This is a genomic window from Epilithonimonas lactis (assembly GCF_900110605.1).
Classification (GTDB): domain Bacteria; phylum Bacteroidota; class Bacteroidia; order Flavobacteriales; family Weeksellaceae; genus Epilithonimonas; species Epilithonimonas lactis.
The window spans coordinates 788,366-809,982 of record NZ_FOFI01000001.1; the positions used below are offsets into that span (position 1 = coordinate 788,366).

The 21,617-nt window shown below is 38.1% G+C and carries 18 protein-coding genes; 11 read left to right on the forward strand and 7 right to left on the reverse strand.

Annotated elements, in window-relative coordinates; translation table 11 throughout:
- Positions 1-2: 2 nt before the first annotated feature.
- Positions 3-1,427: a CCA tRNA nucleotidyltransferase gene (locus BMW39_RS03690; protein ID WP_034977383.1), complete on the reverse strand. Its 1,425-nt coding sequence runs from the start codon at positions 1,425-1,427 to the stop codon at positions 3-5.
- Positions 1,428-1,924: 497 nt separating this feature from the next.
- On the opposite strand from BMW39_RS03690, the gene BMW39_RS03695 reads away from it, so the two are divergent.
- Positions 1,925-4,501 (forward strand): YCF48-related protein, encoded by a 2,577-nt coding sequence (locus tag BMW39_RS03695; protein ID WP_083391874.1) that lies wholly within the window; start codon positions 1,925-1,927, stop codon positions 4,499-4,501.
- 2 nt (positions 4,502-4,503) lie between these two features.
- On the opposite strand, the gene BMW39_RS03700 is transcribed toward BMW39_RS03695, so the two are convergent.
- The gene (locus tag BMW39_RS03700; RefSeq protein WP_034977976.1) at positions 4,504-5,058 is read right to left on the reverse strand and encodes an L-threonylcarbamoyladenylate synthase; all 555 of its coding nucleotides are present in this window, start codon (positions 5,056-5,058) and stop codon (positions 4,504-4,506) included.
- A gap of 248 nt (positions 5,059-5,306) precedes the next feature.
- Here BMW39_RS03700 and BMW39_RS03705 point away from each other — a divergent pair, with 248 nt between their 5' ends.
- From BMW39_RS03705 to BMW39_RS03715, 3 genes are all read left to right on the forward strand, one after another.
- Positions 5,307-5,783 (forward strand): hypothetical protein, encoded by a 477-nt coding sequence (locus BMW39_RS03705; protein ID WP_034977390.1) that lies wholly within the window; start codon positions 5,307-5,309, stop codon positions 5,781-5,783.
- A 422-nt stretch (positions 5,784-6,205) separates the two neighbouring features.
- A complete protein-coding gene (locus tag BMW39_RS03710; protein ID WP_131474347.1) occupies positions 6,206-8,755 on the forward strand; it encodes a TonB-dependent receptor domain-containing protein in 2,550 nt (849 codons plus the stop codon).
- Between the two features lie 39 nt (positions 8,756-8,794).
- Positions 8,795-9,973: a hypothetical protein gene (locus BMW39_RS03715; RefSeq protein ID WP_034977393.1), complete on the forward strand. Its 1,179-nt coding sequence runs from the start codon at positions 8,795-8,797 to the stop codon at positions 9,971-9,973.
- A 141-nt stretch (positions 9,974-10,114) separates the two neighbouring features.
- Here the strand turns inward: BMW39_RS03715 and BMW39_RS19700 are convergent, their stop codons facing one another.
- Positions 10,115-10,468, reverse strand: a complete 354-nt coding sequence (locus BMW39_RS19700) for a hypothetical protein (protein WP_394332485.1) — start codon at positions 10,466-10,468, stop codon at positions 10,115-10,117.
- A 158-nt stretch (positions 10,469-10,626) separates the two neighbouring features.
- Between BMW39_RS19700 and pepE the strand changes: the two genes are divergently transcribed.
- Positions 10,627-11,319 carry a dipeptidase PepE gene (gene pepE / locus BMW39_RS03725; RefSeq protein ID WP_034977396.1) on the forward strand — a complete coding sequence of 231 codons (693 nt, stop codon included), beginning with the start codon at positions 10,627-10,629 and terminating at the stop codon, positions 11,317-11,319.
- A 14-nt stretch (positions 11,320-11,333) separates the two neighbouring features.
- Positions 11,334-11,927 carry an HD domain-containing protein gene (locus BMW39_RS03730; protein WP_034977399.1) on the forward strand — a complete coding sequence of 198 codons (594 nt, stop codon included), beginning with the start codon at positions 11,334-11,336 and terminating at the stop codon, positions 11,925-11,927.
- A gap of 68 nt (positions 11,928-11,995) precedes the next feature.
- Here the strand turns inward: BMW39_RS03730 and secG are convergent, their stop codons facing one another.
- A complete protein-coding gene (gene secG / locus BMW39_RS03735) occupies positions 11,996-12,337 on the reverse strand; it encodes a preprotein translocase subunit SecG (protein ID WP_034977402.1) in 342 nt (113 codons plus the stop codon).
- Between the two features lie 61 nt (positions 12,338-12,398).
- A complete protein-coding gene (locus BMW39_RS03740; protein WP_034977404.1) occupies positions 12,399-13,010 on the reverse strand; it encodes a T9SS type A sorting domain-containing protein in 612 nt (203 codons plus the stop codon).
- An 81-nt stretch (positions 13,011-13,091) separates the two neighbouring features.
- On the opposite strand from BMW39_RS03740, the gene BMW39_RS03745 reads away from it, so the two are divergent.
- From BMW39_RS03745 to BMW39_RS03755, 3 genes are all read left to right on the forward strand, one after another.
- Positions 13,092-15,086: a S9 family peptidase gene (locus BMW39_RS03745; protein WP_034977406.1), complete on the forward strand. Its 1,995-nt coding sequence runs from the start codon at positions 13,092-13,094 to the stop codon at positions 15,084-15,086.
- A gap of 128 nt (positions 15,087-15,214) precedes the next feature.
- The gene (locus tag BMW39_RS03750; protein ID WP_034977409.1) at positions 15,215-15,760 is read left to right on the forward strand and encodes a hypothetical protein; all 546 of its coding nucleotides are present in this window, start codon (positions 15,215-15,217) and stop codon (positions 15,758-15,760) included.
- Positions 15,761-15,792: 32 nt separating this feature from the next.
- Positions 15,793-16,521, forward strand: a complete 729-nt coding sequence (locus BMW39_RS03755; protein WP_034977412.1) for a hypothetical protein — start codon at positions 15,793-15,795, stop codon at positions 16,519-16,521.
- Positions 16,522-16,564: 43 nt separating this feature from the next.
- Here the strand turns inward: BMW39_RS03755 and BMW39_RS03760 are convergent, their stop codons facing one another.
- Positions 16,565-17,431: an aldose 1-epimerase family protein gene (locus BMW39_RS03760; RefSeq protein WP_051880002.1), complete on the reverse strand. Its 867-nt coding sequence runs from the start codon at positions 17,429-17,431 to the stop codon at positions 16,565-16,567.
- Between the two features lie 132 nt (positions 17,432-17,563).
- Between BMW39_RS03760 and BMW39_RS03765 the strand changes: the two genes are divergently transcribed.
- Together BMW39_RS03765 and BMW39_RS03770 are read left to right on the forward strand one after the other, a co-directional pair.
- Positions 17,564-18,730 (forward strand): sensor histidine kinase, encoded by a 1,167-nt coding sequence (locus tag BMW39_RS03765; protein WP_034977418.1) that lies wholly within the window; start codon positions 17,564-17,566, stop codon positions 18,728-18,730.
- Between the two features lie 151 nt (positions 18,731-18,881).
- Positions 18,882-20,231: a DEAD/DEAH box helicase gene (locus BMW39_RS03770; protein WP_034977420.1), complete on the forward strand. Its 1,350-nt coding sequence runs from the start codon at positions 18,882-18,884 to the stop codon at positions 20,229-20,231.
- 57 nt (positions 20,232-20,288) lie between these two features.
- Here the strand turns inward: BMW39_RS03770 and BMW39_RS03775 are convergent, their stop codons facing one another.
- Positions 20,289-21,599 (reverse strand): ABC transporter permease, encoded by a 1,311-nt coding sequence (locus tag BMW39_RS03775; RefSeq protein ID WP_034977423.1) that lies wholly within the window; start codon positions 21,597-21,599, stop codon positions 20,289-20,291.
- Between the last annotated feature and the right edge of the window lie 18 nt (positions 21,600-21,617).

Here is a 21,617-nt window from a genome sequence, read left to right on the forward strand (position 1 = left end):
AATTATTTTATTAAAGTCAATCCCAATTTCTCAGCTTCATTGATTACAAATTCTCTGGCTTCAACCTTGTCATTTTGAATTTCGCCTTCCAGAATTGCTTCCTTCACTTTTTCTTTTAGAATTCCGATTTCTCTGCCAGGATTCAAACCAAAAAGTTCCATAATTTCTTCCCCAGAAATTGGCGGTTGAAAGTTTCGAACCTGGTCTTTTTCCTCAACTTCTTTGATTTTATGTGCAACGTATTCAAAATTCTTTTTGAATTTGGCTTGCTTAGAATAATTCTTGGTCGTGATGTCGGACTTACAAAGTGTGAACAAGTCTTCCAAATCTTCTCCGGAATCGAAAAGCAAACGTCGCAACGCAGAATCCGAAGCGTCATCGGTTATCAGCGCAATTGGTCTGGCGTGCATTCTCACGAGTTTTTCCACATATTTTTGTTCCTGTCCAAGTGGAAGTTTCAACCGTTTGAAAATCGATTTTGTCATCTTCGAGCCTAGAAATTCGTGACCGTGAAAAGTCCAGCCGATTCCTTCGACAAACTTTTTCGTTGGTGCTTTCCCGATGTCGTGGAGTAGCGCTGACCAACGCAACCAAAGTTTATCTGTGTTTTCAGAAATATTATCTACGACTGCTAAAGTGTGATAGAAATTATCTTTATGCGTTTGTCCGTCTATATCTTCGATGCCTTTTAGTGCGGTAAGTTCTGGGAGAATGTATTTTAGAAGTGAAGTTTCTTCTAGCAATTTCAAACCTTTTGAAGGTCTGTCGGAAAGCATTATTTTGTTGAATTCCACCATAATTCTTTCCATAGAGACAATTTTCATTCGCTCCGCTTCGTCTTTGATGGCTTTCAAAGAATTTTCTTCGATTTTGAAATCCAAAGTTGTCGCAAAACGAATGGCCCGCATCATTCTGAGTGGATCGTCGGAATAGGTTTGATGCGGTTCTAGTGGCGTTCTCAGGATTTTTTTGTTCAAATCCTGAAGTCCGTCAAAAGGGTCGATGAGTTCGCCAAAATTTTCTTTGTTCAATGAAATCGCCATTGCATTGATGGTAAAATCTCTGCGTTTCTGGTCATCCTCAATGGTTCCAATTTCTACGGATGGTTTTCTCGAATCCTCGCTATAGCTTTCTTTTCGCGCGCCAACAAATTCCAGTTCCAAATCCTTGTATCTGAACATCGCTGTTCCATAGGTTTTGAAAACGGCGACCTTGGTTTTTGGGTCGATCTCTTTAGCGATTCTTTCTGCTAATTCGATTCCGCTGGATTCTGTGACGAAATCTATATCTGTAGAGGCTTTTCTTTTCATTATCAAATCACGAACGAATCCGCCAACAGCGTAAACGGTTTGTCCGTTTCTGGAAGCGACTTCAGAAATGATTTTGAAAAGTTTGAGGTTTTTATTTTGAGCTAAGTTGATAATCATCGGAAAATAAAATATTAGGTCATTGTGATCATTAATCGTTTATCAATTATGATAATGGGCAAAGATAATTCTTTTGGGAAAAGTTCCTACTATGCGAAGCTGCGTAAGCGATAGTAGCGGTTATCCTTTCTTATGGGCTTGCCAGCCCATAAGAAAGATAATAGCGGATAGCGCGGTCTCCCTATTTTTTGCGTGGGCCTTAGCTTTGGGAAAAATTGGGAGATACGCCCAAACTGTTATGAATCAGGACATTTTGACTTTTAATTTGAGGTCGAAATCTGAAATCGAGAAATTCTGTCCGCAAAAATCTTTCGGTATTTCTTTTGCGATAAGAGTAAATACAAAAAGTAGTTTTTTTTCATAGTTTATTTTTCCGGCGGATGATCTTGCGAGAGGTCATCCGCTGGTTTTTAAAGTGCTCATTAATTAATTTTTATATATCTCTCTGGCTATTCTTTTTGTCATTAAAAAAAAATTAGTTTTGTAAAAAATTAGCCATGAAAAAAAACTATCTTCTCTTTTTACTTTTATTTTCACAGATTTTATTTTCCCAATGCCAGCAATTTCCCCAAATGCTGACAGATCCAATGTACAATCTTACTTTTTTTGATAAGAATCACATCGTAGGAATGGGAGGTACAACTGTTCTGAATACCGAAAATGAAGGTGGAAAATGGAATCTGTTACCTTATCCAATAGAAAATAGATATTATCAGCTTTATGATTCTGAAAAGATCAATGACTCTACCGCTATCTTGGTAGGTTTTCACGGGAAAATATTAAAAACTACAAATAAAGGTGTCACCTGGGACAGCCAGTCTTTAGCATTTAATGGTGATGAGTATCTGCAGTCTGTAGATTTTGTAAATGATAGCGTGGGATATATTTTCGGAGATTACAAATATTTTGAACCCAATTACTTCAGCAGAATATTTTATAAGACGACGAACGGCGGAAAAAAATGGAAAAAAGTGGAGTCCAATATCAATTCTGTTTTCAGTGATGATGTTTCTGCAGCGCAAATAAAATTTCTAAATGAAGATATTGGTTTTCTATATAATCGGTACTATTTGTACAGAACATTAGATGGCGGAAAAAATTGGAAAGAGGTAAAGGGATATTCTGATTTCAATAATATCGGCGTTATTAATAGTTTGGAAGCTTTGGATGACAATACTCTGGTAATTTCCCTAGGCGGGAATATTTATACATCCAAAGATTTGGGGCAAACTTTTCAGAATATACCTGAACTACAATATCCGAATAATATCTATTTATCTTATAAAATAGTGGTTAAAGACCGAATTTTGTATGGACTAAGTAATCAAAATTTACTTAGATATAATTTTGATACTAAGACAATAACACAGAAACCGATAGTTGATATAGACTCCAAAGATTACGGTTACCAAACTATGTTCGCAATAGATGTACTTGATGATGATAACATCATTTTATCATTCATTGCATCTACAGGAAATTCCGGAAAAAAAGTAGTGAAAACAAATAACGGAGGACAAAGTTGGGAGACCATCTTGGATGTAAGCGCATCTTATGGCGATAATTACAAAATTGTGAATGACGGACAAAACATGTTTATGAGTAAGATTGGATATCACGGCACGTTTGATTCTTCTTACTTACTATATGTTTCGAATGACAGCGGTTTGAGTTGGAAAGAAATTAGAAAAGAATATAGTTATGATTCAGGACCTTGGGTGGGAAATGTGAGTGTTATCAGTATTAAAGACAATTATTTAAGCTACGGTTTTACACAGACAGATATCGTAAATAATTTGCAGACGCCTCCAAAATATTTTTTCAATGAATCACTGGATAAAGGCATTACCTGGACAAAGAGACAGATGAATGTTCCGCAAAATTTTAATTTTTCCTCAAATTACATCATTCAAATAGATGAGAATACGCTCTTTTACTCAAACAATTATAATGGTGGGGCCATAAGTTTTAATAAAGGCGTCGTCTGGAAACAGATAAAAGCACCGGTAATACCAAATTTTTCTTTTTATGGAATGAAGTACATAAAAAATGATGAGATTTACACGTGGGGAAGATATCAGTCGTTCCCGACTGTGTACGATTATTCATTATATAAAACCACAAACCAAGGAGATAGCTGGGAGAAAGTACTTACAATTCCTGATAATGATGGCAATGATATGGGCTATGTATCAGAATTCACCGTGTTCGGATCCAATTATGCATTCGTATCGACGGGTGGGAAAAAATTCTTTAAAATAGATTTAACCACAAGAGAATATTCTTTATTTGATGGAACTATTCCCGGCGATCCAATATATACAAACAGCTTAAAAATCTTAAAAGATGACTTCTGGTACCATCCGGGAAATTCGAATTATTATAGTGACGGGACTTATTATTATTCCCGAGACAAAGGCAAAACCTGGAAACAACAATCATGTTTTATCTGTACCGGAAATGTGTATTTAAATTCAGATACAGAAGAGGTAGTGATTGCGAACAGTGATTTCAAAATGGAAAAAATTCATAATTATGAATTAAATTCTGCTCCAAAAATCTTTGGTAGTACCGAGGTAGATGTCAATTCAAACGAAGAATATTTCATAGCGCAGGATTTATTTTCAGAGACCGAGTGGACTTTGGAATCCGGAGGTATTATGACTTTTGAACCTTCCACCAAGTTCTACAAAATAAAAATAAACTGGAAAGATGAAGGCGACCACATCATCAAAGTCAGAAAAGTAAATTCTTGTGCTTCATCACCTTATTACAGCTTAAATGTAACTGTGAAACCAAAACTATCAAGCAATGAAACTGATCATCCGAAAGGATTAGTTATTTCTCCAAACCCTTTCACAAACAAAATTCAGATTTCGGGGTTGAATAAAAATGAAAAATTAAAAGTTAATTTTTATGACGCTTCCGGTAAAAATGTCCTTACTAAAAGTGAAGGTGACATCAAAGAAAATAATTACACCTTAAATAATTTAGGTCATCTCGTGAAAGGCATTTATTTCATAGAAATTATCCAGGGAGGAAAATCTACGATGAAGAAAATCCTCAGAGAATAGAGCTATTGTCTAAGGATTTTGATCTGGCTGTTGTTCCAGATCTTGATAACGGACGAGCCGGGATATTCCGAAACCTTGTCGTGAAATTCCTCTACTATATAATCCACCGAATCTTTGATCTCGTCGGAAATATCAGAAAACTTCAAAGGTGATCTTTGTCCGCTCAGGTTTGCGGAGGTGGAGACCAAAGGTTTGTTGAGTTTTGTAATAAGCTTTTTGCAGAAATCATTTTTCACCAAACGGATTCCGATGCTTCCATCTTCTGCCAACAGTTCTGTCGGGAGATTCTTTGGATTTTCATAGACGATGGTCACGGGTTTTTCGCTGACGTCCATTATTTGCCAAGCCATCTCCGGAACATCTACCAGATCTTGCAGCCGTTTCTCGGACTCGACCAAGATGATGAGTGATTTGTTGGCTTCACGTTTTTTGATATCGAAGATCTTTTGGATGGCTTCTATATTGGTAGCGTCGCAGCCGATTCCCCAGATTGTGTCTGTTGGGTAAAGGATGGTTCCGCCGGATTGCAAGGTTTCTAGAGCTTTGGTAAAATCCATATTGAAAATTGTATTGATTCTGATCAGCTGCAAATTTACTAATTATAGAAAGATGATTGTCCTTTTAAATATAGACTCAAAAATGCTGTGTTGATAAGAATTTGAATTGTTGGAAAATGCAATTATAAATTGTTGATAATGAATTAATAATCGAATTAATTTGTTAAAAAATCAATCATAATCGGTATTTGGATGATGTTTGGTTTAAAAATTGTTGCTGTTCGAACTTTAAATCAAACAAAAATATTATGAAAAATTTGAAGAAATTAGTTTGGGTATTGTTACCTATCCTCACCTTGTCGGTGGTATTGTCGTGTTCTAATGATGACGACGATTATGATGATGCTAATGAGAATAGTAAGAATATCAAATTCACGGTCACTGCAACGGACGTGGAGGATCAGGATTATGTTTCCTTTGTTTTCGTAGGCGCAGACCTAAACAATTCCAACACGGTTTGGAAAGTGAATGGCGTGACAAAAAATAACGAAACCGCAATTTCTTTGGGTAAAAATGATTTTCTAGGAAGCACCAAAACCTATGTCATAGAAAGTACGACGCCTTTGAGATTGGTAACCACAAGCTCACAATGTCTGAATCCAGGTGCTGACAATCCTCCATTCAAAGTGAGTTTCAAAGCTGAGGTGAATGGAAAAGTGGTGACGAATGACGAGAATTTCACAGTGACCTCCACGTCAGACTATTCTCATAAATATGATTATTAAATAGAGATACGATCCAATTATAATAAAAAAAGACGCTTTTTAAAGTGTCTTTTTTTTGTTTGGCTCTTCCCGAAAATAGAATTTTTGATGGTCACTGAACTGGAGTGCAAAGTTTTTAAAACATTTGGAAACCACAAACGACTGCAATTTTCGGGAATTTCTGAATGTTAACATATTTTTAAAAATTCAAACCACTCATTTTTAGTGCTTTAAATAGTTTAAGGATTTTTTGCAGTCAAAATTATCTGCTTCAAATTTAACAAATGGTGAACAGACTTTTAAATAGCCTTAACCTGTTAACCTGGATTTAACATAATCTTGATTTTCGTAACAGGATGTTAAAAAATAGTTGTTAATTCTTATACATTCGGATTGCTTTCCAAAGCATTTCTTTGGCAACGAAGAAAAAAGGAAAGAAAAAAATGAAAGCAAAAACAATAGGCATTAGTGCTTTGTTTCTTTGTATGTCAACCACAATGTTGTTGGCACAAACTACACAGGATACGCTGAAAGGCGAGAAGAAGATCGATGAGGTGAAGATCATCGGCAACACGAAAAAGGGGAGCGAATCAAATCTCATCTCCACCCAAAGAAAATCTGCGGAGATCATAGAAAGAGTGGGCGCGGTCCAACTTTCTAAGCAAGGTATTGGCGACGTGGCCACTGCTGTTACAAAAGCTACCGGAACTGTAAAGCAGGAAGGCGGAAACACGATCTCGGTTCGAGGTTTGTTGGACCGCTACAACGCTACCACTATGAATGGCCTGCCAATTCCGTCGGATGATCCCGAAAACAAAAACATCGACCTATCATTACTCAAAACAGATATCATAGATTACATCTCTCTGGAGAAGGTTTTCAATCCAAGATTGATGGGAGATTTTGGAGGTGCCAATATCAACATCGTCTCCAAAGAGTATTCTGGTAAAGGTTTTATCACTTTAGGAATGGATAGCGGTTACAACCTTCAAAATTCCAAAACAGATAAATTCTATCTGCAGGACGGTCCCAACTTTTTCGGAACCAAAGTTCAGAAGGCACCTGCAAATCCGCTTTCTGCCTACAACTATCAGACGAGCTGGAATTTCAAAGATGCCTTTGGCCCATCGATGTTGATGCCTATCAATTCAGGCATGAATATCCAAGCTGGAAAATCTTTTAAAATTGGAGCGCAAGGTCGACTTAACACTTACGCTTATGCTGGTTTCAATAATGATTTCACATACCGTGAAGGATCAGAGGGACAGTTCGGGAAAGAAACAATGTTCAAAGATTTCGACAAGGTTCAAAAATATTCATATAACACAAACTCAACGGGATTATTAAATCTATTCTACAGGATCAATCCAAACCACCAGTTGAAGTTGATCACCAACTATATCCATTCCACCAACCAGGAAGCCAAGATCTTCGAAGGTGCGATCAGGGATTATGCGGAAACAGGTGGTGCTTATGTTAGAAGAGCAGATTACAAGGTAACCAATACATTGGTCAATCAATTGGGTGGTGATCACAAATTCGGGGACAAATTCTCTATCAACTGGATCGCGGGTTACAACTATCTTAATAGCCAAAGGCCAGACAGGATCACCAATACTTTAGTCAGCAACAACGATGCAGAAGGCACGTACTCTGTAACCAGAGAGGCGGGACTCAACAACCGTTATTATGATAATCTGGATGATAAGGAATATACAGGTAACCTAACTTTCAACTACAATTTGAAAGACCAGTCCAAAGTGGCCTTCGGTTATCAAGGGAGATTCAAAAAGAGATCATTCTTATCCAAGCAGATGGACTTCAAATGGAACAATGACAATTCCAATCCGATCAGAATTACAGACCCTAATAATGTAGATGCGGTTTTCAACGCCTACAATTATGCCAAGGGATTCTTTGATATCACGAGTAACTTTGGTCCCGCAGATGTTTTGCAACCGATCATCTACAATGGGGATCAGGATATCAACTCAGGTTTTGCAAACGTGGATTACAAATTCTCGGACAAGTTTATGGCCCAGCTGGGTGTGAGGTACGATCGTATAAGACAATTTGTGGAATGGAGTGTCAACTTCTACACACCAATCACCGAGATCGAAAAAGTGTATAACAAATTCCTGCCGGCTTTCAACTTGAAATATGCCATCAATGACAGGCAGAATCTAAGATTGGCCGCTTCCAGAACCTACACGCTTCCACAGCTAAAGGAGATGGCGCCTTACATTTACATAGATGTCACAGAAACGACGCAGGGGAACTATTATCTCAATCCTTCTGATAATAATAACGTGGACCTCAAGTGGGAGTTTTTCCCGAAAGCAGGAGAAGTGGTCTCATTATCAGCATTCGGAAAATATATTCAAAATCCGATCTCAAGAGCTTTTATCAATTCATCTGATCCTTACTTCTCTTACCTCAATGCAGGAGATTGGGCTTATGTTTATGGTATCGAAGCCGAGGTGAGAAAAGACCTTTTTAGTTTTGGTAATGGATCCAAACTCTACACATTTGTGAATGCGACCTACATGGATTCCAAAGCGGAATTGGATGGAGAGAAAGTGAAAAAGGACACGTATGATGCGCTTTCACAGGCAAGTCTTTTCGCGGTTAGTTTTGATGTGAAAGAAGATAGACTTCAAGGTGCGGCAGATTTTGTGGCCAATGCCAATCTTGGGTTCAACCACAAGTGGAATGGCGGAAACGAGTTGGACCTGGTGGCTTCATATTCCTACGTTGGAAGTTATCTGTATTCCATCAGTACAAACCAAATTGGTAACATAGAGCAAAAGCCTGTCAATATGCTGGATCTTACAGCCAAATTCAGATTCCAGAACAACATCGACTTTGGAATTTCCTTAAAAAACCTACTCAATCCAGAGATCAGAAGAGTACAGTCAAACTCACTCAATTCAGAGACCTATAACTTCAAGAGAGGACAGATCATCGGCGTCAACGTAGGCTATAAATTCTAATTAAATAAAAATAATAAATAAACAAAAAAGTAAATTACAATGAAAAAGTTAATCTCAAGTGCGTTAGTTCTTTGCACACTATCTCTTACAACAGTTACAGTTTTCAACTCTTGTTCTTCTGATGATGACACGACTATCACACCAAACCCGAGCAATGTAAACATTGACCCAAACAATTTCAAAATTGCACTTAACTCTGGAGATAAGTTGGTTCTTGATGCAAACGTAACTTACACTATGACTGGACCTGTCATCGTAAACAACGGTGCAGAGATCACAATTCCTGCAGGTACGAAAATCAACTGTACAGGCGGAACCAATACTTATCTTGCAGTAGCACAAGGTGGTAAGATATTTTCAAACGGTACAGCTGCCAATCCTGTGATCTTCACTTCTACTACAGCCAAGAAGTCAGATTGGGGTGGTATCGTAATCTGTGGTAAAGCACCTATCAACGCTGGTGAAACGGCCGTGTCAGAGGTTGCAACTTTGCCTTACGGTGGTAACATTGCTAATGACAACAGTGGATCGATCACATATACGCAGATCAGATATGCTGGAGCAAGATTCAACGCTTCCAAAGAGTACAACGGCCTTTCTCTTTTCGGAGTTGGTAACGGAACCAAGATCGACGGTGTTTCTGTGATCGATGGTGCAGATGATGGTATCGAGTTCTTCGGAGGTACAGTGAATGTTAGCAACATTGTTTCTGTAAACAATGATGATGATGCTTTTGACTGGACAGAGGGATGGAACGGAACTGCTACAAACGTTTTCACAAAAAGAACGGGAGCTACTGTTGGTAACAGAGGGATCGAAGGTGATAACAACGCAAACAACAGATCAAAAGAGCCAAGATCGAATCCGACCATCAAAAATGCAACTTTCATAGGTTTTACGACTAGTGATACAGAAGGTGTAGGAACAAACATTTTCAGAGAGGGAACTAGCGCAACGTTAGACAATATCGTATTCTCAGGATGGGAGAGAGCGATCACAATTCAGCACGATGAATCTGTAACGCTTCTTAATGGGAAAAACAAATTCACAAACATCAAATTTGACAATGTGACCACAAAAGCTGTCACTATCGCTTCTGCCACTGGTTCTCTACCAGTACCTGCAGCAGATGGGACTTATTCAGAAAATGCCAATGCAGTAGGTGCTGGCAACGGAACAGCCAATCCTACTTGGGCTTCTGGTTGGGCAGGATTATAATTTCTTTTTTCTTCATATCAAATCAAATTTATTTGAGCCCGCAATTCACTGCGGGCTTTTTTTTGGTTTTACATTTCATAAATATATAATGCTAATAATAAATCGCAGAGCGGAACACTGTTGGTAAAAAAACATCGATCACTAAGAACCAACGCTCCGTAGAAGCGCCCTGTTAATAGCATAAAGTAGCTTCTTATTAATATTAGACCACCTGTAAACAATTTTCTTGCATCTGCAATTTATATTGGAGCACCTGTAACTTATATTCTTGCTCCTGTAAACAATATTCCTGCATCCGGAAGTTATATTGGAGCATCCGGAAACAATATTCTTGCATCCGGAAGTTATATTTGAGCATCCGGAAAAAATATTCTTGCATCCGGAAGTTATATTTGAGCATCCGGAAACAATATTCTTGCATCCGGAAGTTATATTTGAGCATCCGGAAACAATATTCTTGCATCCGGAAGTTATATTGGAGCATCCGGAAACAATATTCTTGCATCCGCAAAATAATTTTAAAAAACTTCAAAGTATTTTCTACCGCCATAAAAAAACATTTCCCGAAATTTGAACTATCAACTATCAACTATCAACTATCAACTATCAACTATCAACTATCAACTATCAACTATCAACTATCAACTATCAATATGAACATCATCCTCGCATCCACTTCCACACTCTTCGGCGGACAATATTTGGAATACCTCAAACCAGAACTCGTCAATTTGTTTGAAGGCATCACAGAGATCATCTTCATCCCATTTGCCAGACCAGGCGGCATCTCCCACGATGACTACACGCAGAAAGCCAAAGATTTCTTTTCAACGATTAATATCAATGTCAAAGGCCTTCACGAGTTCGAGGATAAAATAGAAGCGGTCAATTCTGCGCAGGGATTCTTCACCGGCGGCGGAAACACATTTCTATTAGTAAAGACCTTGCACGAATTAGGATTAATGAATGTCTTGAAGCAAAATATAGAATCAGAAAAACCATATCTAGGTTGCAGTGCAGGCAGCAACATCGGCGGCGTCAATATGAAAACCACCAACGATATGCCCATCGTCTATCCACCAAGCTTCGATTGTATGGGATTGATTCCTTTTAATATCAACCCACATTACCTGGACCCAAATCCCGAGATCAAACACAACGGAGAAACCAGAGAAACCAGGATCAAAGAATTCCTGACCCAAAATGACATCAAAGTTGTTGGCCTGAGAGAAGGCAACTGGATCAGAAGAATCGGAAACCGAGTGACCACAGAAGGCGCAGAATTGACAAGGATCTTCGAAAAAGGAAAAGAACCGTACGAAGTAGATCCCGGAACTGAACTATAATTAACAAAATAAAAATGAAGATCCAGAAAGAAATAGACTTCATCCTGGCAATCGATGCTTTGAAGAATGTCAACAGAAGAAATTACAACGCCGACGATTCCCGTAGAGAGAACACAGCAGAACACAGCTGGCAGATCATCGTTCTGGCACAGATCCTTTATCCTTATGCCAAGGACAATCACAACATCAATTTGTTAAGAGTCATCAGAATGTTGTCCATCCACGACTTGGTAGAGATCGACGCTGGCGACACTTTCCTTTTTGATGAAGTCGGAATGCAAGGTAAATTCGAACGTGAAAAGATGGCTGCAAAAAGGATATTTGGAATTTTGGATGAGCCTTTGTCAACAGATTTCTACAACCTTTGGATCGAGTTCGAAGAGGAAAAAACGCCCGATGCGATCTTCGCCTGCGCTATTGATAGGATCATGCCATTCATCCTCAACGCCCATACATCTGCAAAGAGCTGGACAGAAGCTGGTGTTACCGAGAAACAGGTGAGAGCAATGTTGGAAACCGCCATTTGCAGGTCGTCTGATGATCTGGGAGATTGTTTTAAAACCTTAATGGAAAGATGTTTGGATGATAACAAAATCATTAGAAACTAAAAACCGACACAAACAAAAATCGCCTCGAAAATTTTTCGAGGCGATCTTTTATTTTTAGAAATATTCTATTATTTAGTTGCAGGCACTTGCGTCGCTGGAGTATTGTTAGCTGGTGCTTGATTTACTGGCGCTTCAGATCTCGCTGGTGTTGGCATTGTTGGCGCTACTTGCGATGGTTTTCCCGTAAGGATGATACTTAGGAAGATCAAAACAACGATAGTTCCTCCCAAGGTCCAAGTTGCTTTCTCCATAAAATCATTGGTTCTTTGTACCCCAAAATTAGTAGCAGATGCACCGCCGAAAGTTCCAGAAAGTCCGCCTCCTTTCGGATTCTGAGCCATGATGATGATAACTAATAGGATGCTAGCAATGATGATCAAGATCATAAACAGCGTAAATATTGTGCTCATAGTATAGTCTTAGTAATAAATTTTGAAGCGCAAATATATGGATTTTAATCAATAATAAAACTTATTTCTTGATAAATTTCACAATATTGGTTTCGTTGTTCAAAGATTTTAATTTAATGAAATAAACGCCTGTTTTCAGATTGCTTATATCGATTTTGCTTCCCTTCATGTCTTTGTTGACAATCAATTTTCCGGATTCATCCACAATTTCATAAGCAATGAAATTCTTATCTGATTCTATATTTACGAAATCTTGCACCGGATTTGGAAAGATCTTGACCACTGCCACTCTTTTTGAAGGGTCATTCACAGCTAAAAGACATGCCGGCGGATTGGAAATTGGACCTGCTGAGAAATCGTAGAAGATCGTGTCTTCCGTAATGATAGAAACAGAAATATAATCAGGATGAGCGGGAGCGCCGTAAACATACAGACAATTGTTGAAGGTAAACTCTGCCTTGTTAAAAATAGTGCTGTACTTGTACCAGCCTTCGCAAGTAGCAGTCATTGCCGGCGGTGTAAAAAAATCAACGGTGGAAGGTGGATCTATCACAATGGGCCAGACACAAGCAGAGGTCCAGTTGGAAGGTGGTTTGAAATAAGCGGTTTTTGTGGTTTGGCTAGATGCTAATTGGAAAATTACCATCAAAGAAAATAGTAGTAGTTTTTTCATAGAAATTAGTTTTAAAGGGTTAAACCCAAATTTACGTAATATTTTAATAACTTCGTCCGAGTTTTTTTTAAATCAATTTTAATGAAATTCAAACATATCCTCACTGCAATCGCAGCAACACCTTTTATGATGAATGCACAACAGGTCATGACTGCCGAAACGATGTGGACGCTCAATCGGTTGGGTGTACAGTCTGTTTCGCCGGACCATTCTTCTCTCATTTACAAAGTCAGCAAAACAGACCTCAAAACCGAAAAGTCAAACTCCGAAGCTTTTTGGCTGGACCTTTCCGGAAAATCTACCAAAATTGATTTAGGCAGGAAAAGCCTGATCCAATGGGACAAAAACGGAATTTACGCTCTAGAGAACAACCAAATTTTCTTGTCGAAAGATTCAGGTAAAACTTGGTCAGAATTCTATGCAATTGGTGAGGTTGACAATATTGTCATTTCTCCAGACGGGAAAAAAGTGGCTTTCAGCAAAGCCGTTCATATCGAGGATCTTCTGGGGAAGGATAAGTATAAAGATCTTCCAAAAACGACAGCTCAAATCTATACAGACCTTAATCACAGACATTGGGATGCTTTCAACGAAGGTTCGTACAACCACGTTTTCACAGTGAATATTTCTGAGTCTGTGGACAAGGCCAAAGACCTCTTGGAGGGAAAAGCTTACGATTCGCCACAGAAACCATTTGGTGGAGCAGAGGATTTTGTTTGGAGTCCGGATTCGTCGCAGTTGCTTTACGTTTCCAAGAAAAAAAGCGGCGCAGAATATGCGCAAAGCACGAACACAGATATTTATTGCTATGATCTGGCAAGTGGCATTACCAAGAATATTACAGAAGGAATGATGGGTTACGATGTTAATCCAAAATTCAGTCCAGATGGTAAATTTCTCCTTTGGAACTCAATGGAAAGAGACGGTTTTGAAGCCGATAAGAATGATATTATGATCATGGATTGGAAGGCGATGAAGTCTGAAAATCTTACAAAAGCCTGGGACGAAAGTGTAACTGGCGATGTTTCCTGGAGTGCAGATGCAAAAGCAATCTATTTCACTTCAGCTTTCCGCGGCACGAAACAATTATTCTCCGTTGATGTTAAAAATAAAACTGTAAAACAAATTACGAAAGGCGATTTTGATATCAACGAGATCGTACTCGAAAACAAAGGCAAACTTTGGGTCACCAAAACAGACATCAACCACAATGCAGACCTTTTCGAAGTAGATTCCAAAGGTGCATTGAAACAGATCACGGACATCAATAAAGATAATTATTCCAAACTGGTTCATGGGAAATCTGAACTGAAAATGGTGAAAACGACTGACGGAAAAGAAATGGGCGTTTGGTTCCATTATCCGCCCAACTTCGACCCAAATAAGAAATATCCAACTCTAGTTTATTGCCAAGGAGGACCACAATCTGGACTGACGCAGTTCTTCTCCACCAGATGGAACTTCGCTTTGATGGCGGCAAACGGCTACATCGTCGTGGCACCAAACAGAAGAGGAATGCCAGGCTGGGGCGTAAAATGGAACGAAACGATCAGTGGCGACTGGGGCGGACAACCGATCAAAGATTATTTGTCAGCAACCGACTTCGCTAAAACATTACCTTACGTAGATGGAAGCAGAGTAGCGGCTGTTGGTGCGAGTTACGGCGGATATTCCGTGTTTATGCTGGCTGGTGTTCACGAGAACAGATTCAAAACATTCATTGCACACGATGGATTATTTGATATGAAATCATGGTACGGAACAACTGAGGAACTCTGGTTCGCCAATTGGGACCTAGGTGGAAATTACTGGCAAAAGCCAACACCAAAAGCGTATTCAGACTTCAATCCAAGTAATTTTGTGGACAAGTGGAACAAACCGATTATGGTGATCCAAGGTGGAATCGATTTCCGAGTTCCTTACGAGCAAGGTCAGGAAGCTTTCCAGGCCGCAAAACTGAAAGGTCTGAAAACCAAATTCCTTTATTTCCCGAACGAAAACCATTGGGTGCTTCATCCGCAAAACGGTTTGGTTTGGCAAAGAGAATTCTTCGAATGGTTGAAAGAAACACTTTAAATTCCCTTCCATTGGAGGGGTGTCAAAAATTTTTTAATTTTTGACGGGGTGGTTTTTAAATAAAAATTAAAATGCAGTTGAATTATCATCTGCATTTTTTTATATTTATCTAAATAAAAAACACGAATATGAAAATTTTATTACCAATGCTATTCATCGGAACGATGATGACTGCGCAAGTTTCCAACATCGTAAGGCATCAGGATTCTTACAAAGATTTCCCTTTCGAAGGCGTTAGAATTGTTCAGGTGGACGAGGTGAATTCGCCGGACAGTGAGGACAATGTCTTTATCTTTTCAAAAATCGAAAAAGGAGCGAAGCCTGATAAAATGACTTTCCAAAGATTTACAAAAATCGGTGGAGAATGGAAAGTGAAAGCCAAAAAACAAATCGAGCACGCGGGAATCATTAGTTCTTGGGGACAAAGAAAGTCCTTTGCCGACTACGATAAAGACAAAAGCATCGACGCACTTTTCATTTATTCATTGAACGATTATGATTTCAAACAACAATCTGTTCATTTGATTTTCTCAAAAAATGCTGAGTTCTACGAAATCTCAACTTCTGCTGAAAGTGGTTATTCGAAAGATGTTTATTCTGATAATTTTAAAAATCTACCAGAGAATATCAAGAATGAGATTTTGGAATATTGGAATAAGTTGGATAAAGAATAAATATATTTGCAGAGTTCAATTTATAATTAAAAATGAAAAAAATATTTATACTTGTTATTGCGATTTTATTTTCAAATAATATTTTCTCACAAACTTATCAATTTGATTATTTAATTAAATATGCTCTGGCTAATCATAAGAATGGTTATGCAAAATCTAATGACCAATTTGTTAATTCTAAAGAATTATTTTATTATGGAAGTTTTTCCCCAACACTTGATAAAAAAGCATATAATCTGATTGTTTATGATTATAAAAGTAGTTTGATGCATACATTTCAAATTGCTAAAACAGATTCTCCAAGTGATGGCTCTAAATATGTGTATGTGAATTCAGGTTATCTCCTTCCAAATAAAAAATTAGAAAAAGAACAGAAAGAACCAGTTTACACACATACTTTTTTGGAAGATATTCCTGGAGGTAAAAGAATGATTTTGAAAAAGTTCAAAAATGCTAAAGCTAAAAAACCAGATGTAGAAATGACCGCAGATTTTATCAGCATTGATACGGATTTAAGGGCATTTTCTTATGTAGAATTGTTTAGTACACGAGCAGATTTTGTAAAACTTCCGGATAATGAAAACTATTATCTTCGTGACGCAAAATGGAAAGTGAAGGATTCTGATGGGGAATTTCATACAAATATTTATAAAATTCCGTTAACACTGACTTTAGATCCAAAGAAAATAAAACTTCCAAAAGAAAAACCAAAAAGTGCTGAAGAACAGATTGAAGAATGGAAAAAATCAATTGTTCGATAACAAAAAAGTGTCAGAAAATCTCTAACACTTTTTTTGTTTTTAATCACTCAATTTCAACAGCCCAATCACCCTTCCAATCCTCATTCCTTTCCAACTTCAAAATCCCGAATTTCTCAGTTAATTCCTGGTTGTGGTCTTCGATATCTGCAATGCCTTGCCAAGGTTCCAGGCAAACGAAATCAGCATTTTTTGCCGCCCAAATTCCGAAATATGGGAAGTTTGAAAAAGTGAAAATCACTTTGTGATTGTTTTGATTGTTTTTCAAAATCAATTCTCTGCTTTTCATCGTGGTCATGACCAACGCATCTTTTGAAAAGAGTTTATGCGTGAGTGGAAGTGTTTTATTTTCCAGGTTGATGGTCTCGGTTTTTTTGCTAATGAGATTATCGATCAAAGGATGGATTTCCAATTTTTCATCATCAGAAAAGGCAATCTCGTAATCATCATAATTCAATCCATTCTTCGTGTCAATAGCAAATCCAGGATGTGCACCCAACGAAAAATATAGTTCTCTTTCCGAAGTGTTTTTTACGTTGTAAGAAACGGTCAACTTGTTTTCAGTCAAAGTATATTTGATCTCCAAATTGAAATCGAAAGGATAGAATTTCAAGGTTTCTTCATCAGAATTTAATTCAAAAACAACTTCATTTTCAGAAGAATTTTTCACGTCGAAAAACTTTCTTCTGGCAAATCCGTGTCTTGGCATCTCATAAGTTTCGCCTTTGAAAATATAAGAATCGTCTTTCAAGGCGCCAACAGTCGGGAAAAGGACTGGACTTTGACCGCCCCAAAAATCAGGGTTGCCTTCCCAAATGATCTCTTTTCCTGTTTCGAGATTAATTAGCGAAATCAGTTCTGCACCGAGTTCGTTGAAGCTGGCCTTTAGTTTTGTATTTTGAAGTTGGATCATGATTTTTATTTTGAAATTTATTCGATTACAAATCTAGGATAATCTTTGATTTATTAGTCTATCCTCTAAAAATCTATTGTCTCTAATCTCAATTTTACAATAAATTCCTAAATTGCCGTTTTATAAGCAATAATGAAAGGTTTCAATTTTCTTAAAAGGATCAACAGTTGGGTCGTGTACTTTATACTCACGGCGATTGTACTTGGTATTGCAGTTTCTTCTTTTTTAATTATTGACAATCTTAGGAAGCAGGAGATTCAGAAGATCAATCTGATTGGTACTGCTTTAAAAGCCTATACTGATGATGAGATTTCAGCAGATCCTAAGATTCAGGAGTTGTATCTTGCTGTAATGCAGGATAATACCAATCTTCCAATTGTTGTGACAGACAAACATAAAACACCCATTTTCCAAGCCAACATTCCCGAACACATCGAACAAGATTCCCTCAAACTGAAAAATCTGATTCGAAAAATGGAAAATTCCTACGATCCTTTTGTTGTAGAATTGCCGTCTGGACAAAATCAATTCATCTATTACGACAACTCCGATCTTCTCAATTATTTCAGGTTCTATCCGTACCTGATCGCTTTGTTCATCGGAGCTTATCTGATATTTTCCTTTTGGTTCCTGAGAACTCTCAAGAAAACCGACGAAGGCTTTGTTTGGGCTGGTTTGGCTAAGGAAACAGCGCATCAGATCGGAACGCCATTGTCATCAATGATTGGTTGGGTCGAAATTATGAAACTCGAAGATGAAAATGGATTAGGCGTAAAAGAACTCGAAAAAGATGTTGAAAGACTGAAAACCATCTCCGAAAGATTCTCGAAGATCGGATCCATTCCTGCGCTTAATGATCTTGATATCAATGAAACCGTTCAGCAGAATTTCGATTATTTGAAATCCAGAATTTCTACCAAAGTTGATTTTACTTTAAGAAAAACCTACGAACCAGTTCTGATTCCACATAGTAAAATCCTAATGAGCTGGGTGATCGAAAACCTGATCAAAAATGCTGTCGATGCGATGAAAGGTGAAGGGAAATTAGAACTTTCACTTTACAAGAAAAACAAGAGTGTCTATATCGACGTGACCGACTCTGGAAGCGGAATGACAAAACAACAAGTGAGAAATGCCTTCAAACCGGGATTCTCCACCAAAAAACGTGGTTGGGGATTAGGACTTTCATTGACCAAAAGAGTCGTGACAGAATATCACAGAGGCGAAGTAAAAATTGCCCATTCTGAAGTGGGGAAAGGAACGACTTTTAGGATTGTTTTGAGGGAAGAGCAGAAATAGGTTTTACAATTGTCTCCAAAAATCAATAGTTTTCCTCTTGATTTCAAAATCCCTATCTTTGCCGATTGAAACCAAAGAAAATATTGTATCAATTCGTTACAATTTTAATTTTCTATGTTATTCTTTACCACTTTAAAATAAATTTTCCCAGATGAAAACCACTTTTGCAGACTTCGATTTACCGGAAAAGATTCTGGATGTTCTAGCCGATCTCAATCTTTTTGAACCAACACCTATTCAGGAAAAAAGTATCGGTCCGATACTTTCCGGACGCGATGTGATGGGAATTGCCCAAACAGGAACAGGTAAAACTTTGGCCTACACACTTCCAGTCCTCAAAACCTGGAAATACAACAAATCTGGAAATCCAACCGTTTTGGTTTTGGTTCCAACCAGAGAATTGGTGGTTCAGGTAACCGAAGTGATCACAAAAATGACAGAAAATCTGACCGCAAGAGTAATCGGAATCTACGGTGGAAAAAACATCAATACACAAAAATTATTGTTCAATGACGGTTGCGACATCTTGGTGGGAACGCCTGGTAGAGTAATGGATCTTGCTATTGACAATGCCATTTCTTTGAAGGAAGTAGGCAAATTGATCATCGATGAATTTGATGAAATGTTGAACCTTGGTTTCCGTCCACAGCTCACGCACATCTTCGAAATGATGAAGGAGAAAAGACAAAATATCCTTTTTTCTGCAACGATGACAGATGCTGTAGATGCTTTGTTGAACGAATATTTCGCTGGCCCAATTGAGATTTCATTGGCAAGATCAGGAACGCCTTTGGAGAAGATTGCTCAATCTGCAGTTCCGGTGGAGAACTTTAATACCAAATTGAATTTATTAATTCATCTTCTTAAAACAGAAACAGACTTAGAAAAAATTCTGATTTTCGCTAATAATAAAAAACACGCGGATCTGATCTTCGAAAAACTGAATGTTGAGTTTCCTGACCAATTTGGTGTAATTCACTCGAACAAATCTCAGAATTTCAGATTAAGAGTAATGCAGGAATTCACCAATGAAGAATTGCGAGGCGTGATTACGACGGATATTATGGCGAGAGGTCTGGATATTCCGGATATTTCGCACGTTTTCAACTTCGAAGTTCCTGAGGTTCCAGAGCAATACATTCACAGGATTGGTAGAACTGGTCGTGCGGACAAAGAAGGGATTTCCATCACGTTCTTCACAAAAAAAGAAGAAGCGCAACTTTTGGACATCGAACTTCTAATGGACAGAGAAATCAAGAAAACGGAATTCCCGGAAGCTGTGACAATTTCCAAAGTGAAGATCGCATCGGAGCAGGAAGAAGTGAAGATGAAATTCTTGACCACAGCCAAACTCAACGAAGGCGAATCTGCTTTCCACGAGAAAAAAGCCAAGAACAAAAAAACCAATCTAGGCGGACCAAGCAAGCGAAAAGAACCAAAGAAATTCGGAGCGAACAGAGCTCAGCAAAAAGCAAAGTCTATTGCGAAGAGAAAGAAATAATAAAAAGAGATTCCAAATTTGGAATCTCTTTTTTGTTTATAATAAATTATGGAAAGATCAACTCCTGATCCACTTCCAAATCTCTTTCAAAGTCGCCTTGTTCCCATACATCAAAATTCCAACTCTATAGATTTTCGACGCAATGAAAACCATTAATAGAGTAGAAGCAATCAACAAAAATATCGACAACAAAATCTCCCAAAGTGGAACCCCAAACGGAATCCTCGCAATCATCGCAACCGGCGAAGTAAACGGAATGATGGACAACCAAAAAGCCATCGGACCATCCGGATTATTCATAATCGTGAAACTTCCGTAAAGTCCCAACATCAGCGGAACAACAGCAAACAAAGTGAATTGTTGCGTCTCAGTTTCATTGTCAACCGCACTTCCAATCGCCGCGTACATCGAACTGTAAAAGATATATCCGAACAAAAAGAAAAACACAAAAACGCCGATGATTCCAACATAATTCATATCCAAAAGAATGTGCGAAACTTCCGTCGCAATCTGCTGGATGTCCAGGTTTTTAAGAACGCCTTCTTCTCCAGCCGGAATGTTTTTCTGCATTGCCGAAAATCCTGTATTCAAGAAAATCGCCGCTGTCACGGTCATTGCAATCCAAACAATAAACTGTGTCAAAGCAACGAGAGTCACACCCAATATTTTCCCCATCATCAGTTCAAATGGTTTCACAGATGAGATGATAATTTCCACTACGCGGTTATTTTTCTCTTCCAAAACACTTCGCATCACACGAACGCCGTAGATGATGATGAACATAAACACAACGTACATCAATCCCATACTCAGCGCGGTTTTGATGCCGAAAGCCAGGTCACTTTCCGGCTTGTCACTTTCCGTCACGTTTTGCGAAATCAATTTGAAATTCTTATCAAGATTCACAATTCTGTCTTCCTTGATTCCAAGTTGTTTTATTTTTTCCTTTTTCAGAATATTGCTTAGGTCAGCCGAGACCAAATTTTTCGTATCCATCCCGACCTTCTTGTTGGTCAACAGTTTTGTCCCGCTTTCCAAAGCATCAAAATTGGTATCTTTCAGTTCCGGGATGATGAGTAAACCGTCGGATCCCTTCAAATCTTTCAGGTTTTTGACGAGTGCGTTTTCCGTATTTTCAGGCACAAAAGTGTAAGTGATTTCTTTCGTCGATTTCAATTGTCCCGCGAAAAGTCCGCTTTTGTCCACCACATCAAAATGATATTCCGCTTCGTTCGCCTTGAACATAAAACCAATCAAAACCCCAAAACCAACCATCAAAAGTGGCGCAAGAATCGTCAGAATAATAAAAGATTTCTTCTTGACCTGCGTCAAAAATTCCCTTTTGGTAATTAAATATATATTTTTCATCTAAAATTTTATAGTATT

Bases quoted from the DNA above. Each gene is read 5' to 3' on its own strand.
- BMW39_RS03690 (WP_034977383.1), bottom strand. From the start codon at position 1,427: ATGATTATCAACTTAGCTCAAAATAAAAACCTCAAACTTTTCAAAATC.
- BMW39_RS03695 (WP_083391874.1), top strand. From the start codon at position 1,925: ATGAAAAAAAACTATCTTCTCTTTTTACTTTTATTTTCACAGATTTTA.
- BMW39_RS03700 (WP_034977976.1), bottom strand. From the start codon at position 5,058: ATGGATTTTACCAAAGCTCTAGAAACCTTGCAATCCGGCGGAACCATC.
- BMW39_RS03705 (WP_034977390.1), top strand. From the start codon at position 5,307: ATGAAAAATTTGAAGAAATTAGTTTGGGTATTGTTACCTATCCTCACC.
- BMW39_RS03710 (WP_131474347.1), top strand. From the start codon at position 6,206: ATGAAAGCAAAAACAATAGGCATTAGTGCTTTGTTTCTTTGTATGTCA.
- BMW39_RS03715 (WP_034977393.1), top strand. From the start codon at position 8,795: ATGAAAAAGTTAATCTCAAGTGCGTTAGTTCTTTGCACACTATCTCTT.
- pepE (WP_034977396.1), top strand. From the start codon at position 10,627: ATGAACATCATCCTCGCATCCACTTCCACACTCTTCGGCGGACAATAT.
- BMW39_RS03730 (WP_034977399.1), top strand. From the start codon at position 11,334: ATGAAGATCCAGAAAGAAATAGACTTCATCCTGGCAATCGATGCTTTG.
- secG (WP_034977402.1), bottom strand. From the start codon at position 12,337: ATGAGCACAATATTTACGCTGTTTATGATCTTGATCATCATTGCTAGC.
- BMW39_RS03740 (WP_034977404.1), bottom strand. From the start codon at position 13,010: ATGAAAAAACTACTACTATTTTCTTTGATGGTAATTTTCCAATTAGCA.
- BMW39_RS03745 (WP_034977406.1), top strand. From the start codon at position 13,092: ATGAAATTCAAACATATCCTCACTGCAATCGCAGCAACACCTTTTATG.
- BMW39_RS03750 (WP_034977409.1), top strand. From the start codon at position 15,215: ATGAAAATTTTATTACCAATGCTATTCATCGGAACGATGATGACTGCG.
- BMW39_RS03755 (WP_034977412.1), top strand. From the start codon at position 15,793: ATGAAAAAAATATTTATACTTGTTATTGCGATTTTATTTTCAAATAAT.
- BMW39_RS03760 (WP_051880002.1), bottom strand. From the start codon at position 17,431: ATGATCCAACTTCAAAATACAAAACTAAAGGCCAGCTTCAACGAACTC.
- BMW39_RS03765 (WP_034977418.1), top strand. From the start codon at position 17,564: ATGAAAGGTTTCAATTTTCTTAAAAGGATCAACAGTTGGGTCGTGTAC.
- BMW39_RS03770 (WP_034977420.1), top strand. From the start codon at position 18,882: ATGAAAACCACTTTTGCAGACTTCGATTTACCGGAAAAGATTCTGGAT.
- BMW39_RS03775 (WP_034977423.1), bottom strand. From the start codon at position 21,599: ATGAAAAATATATATTTAATTACCAAAAGGGAATTTTTGACGCAGGTC.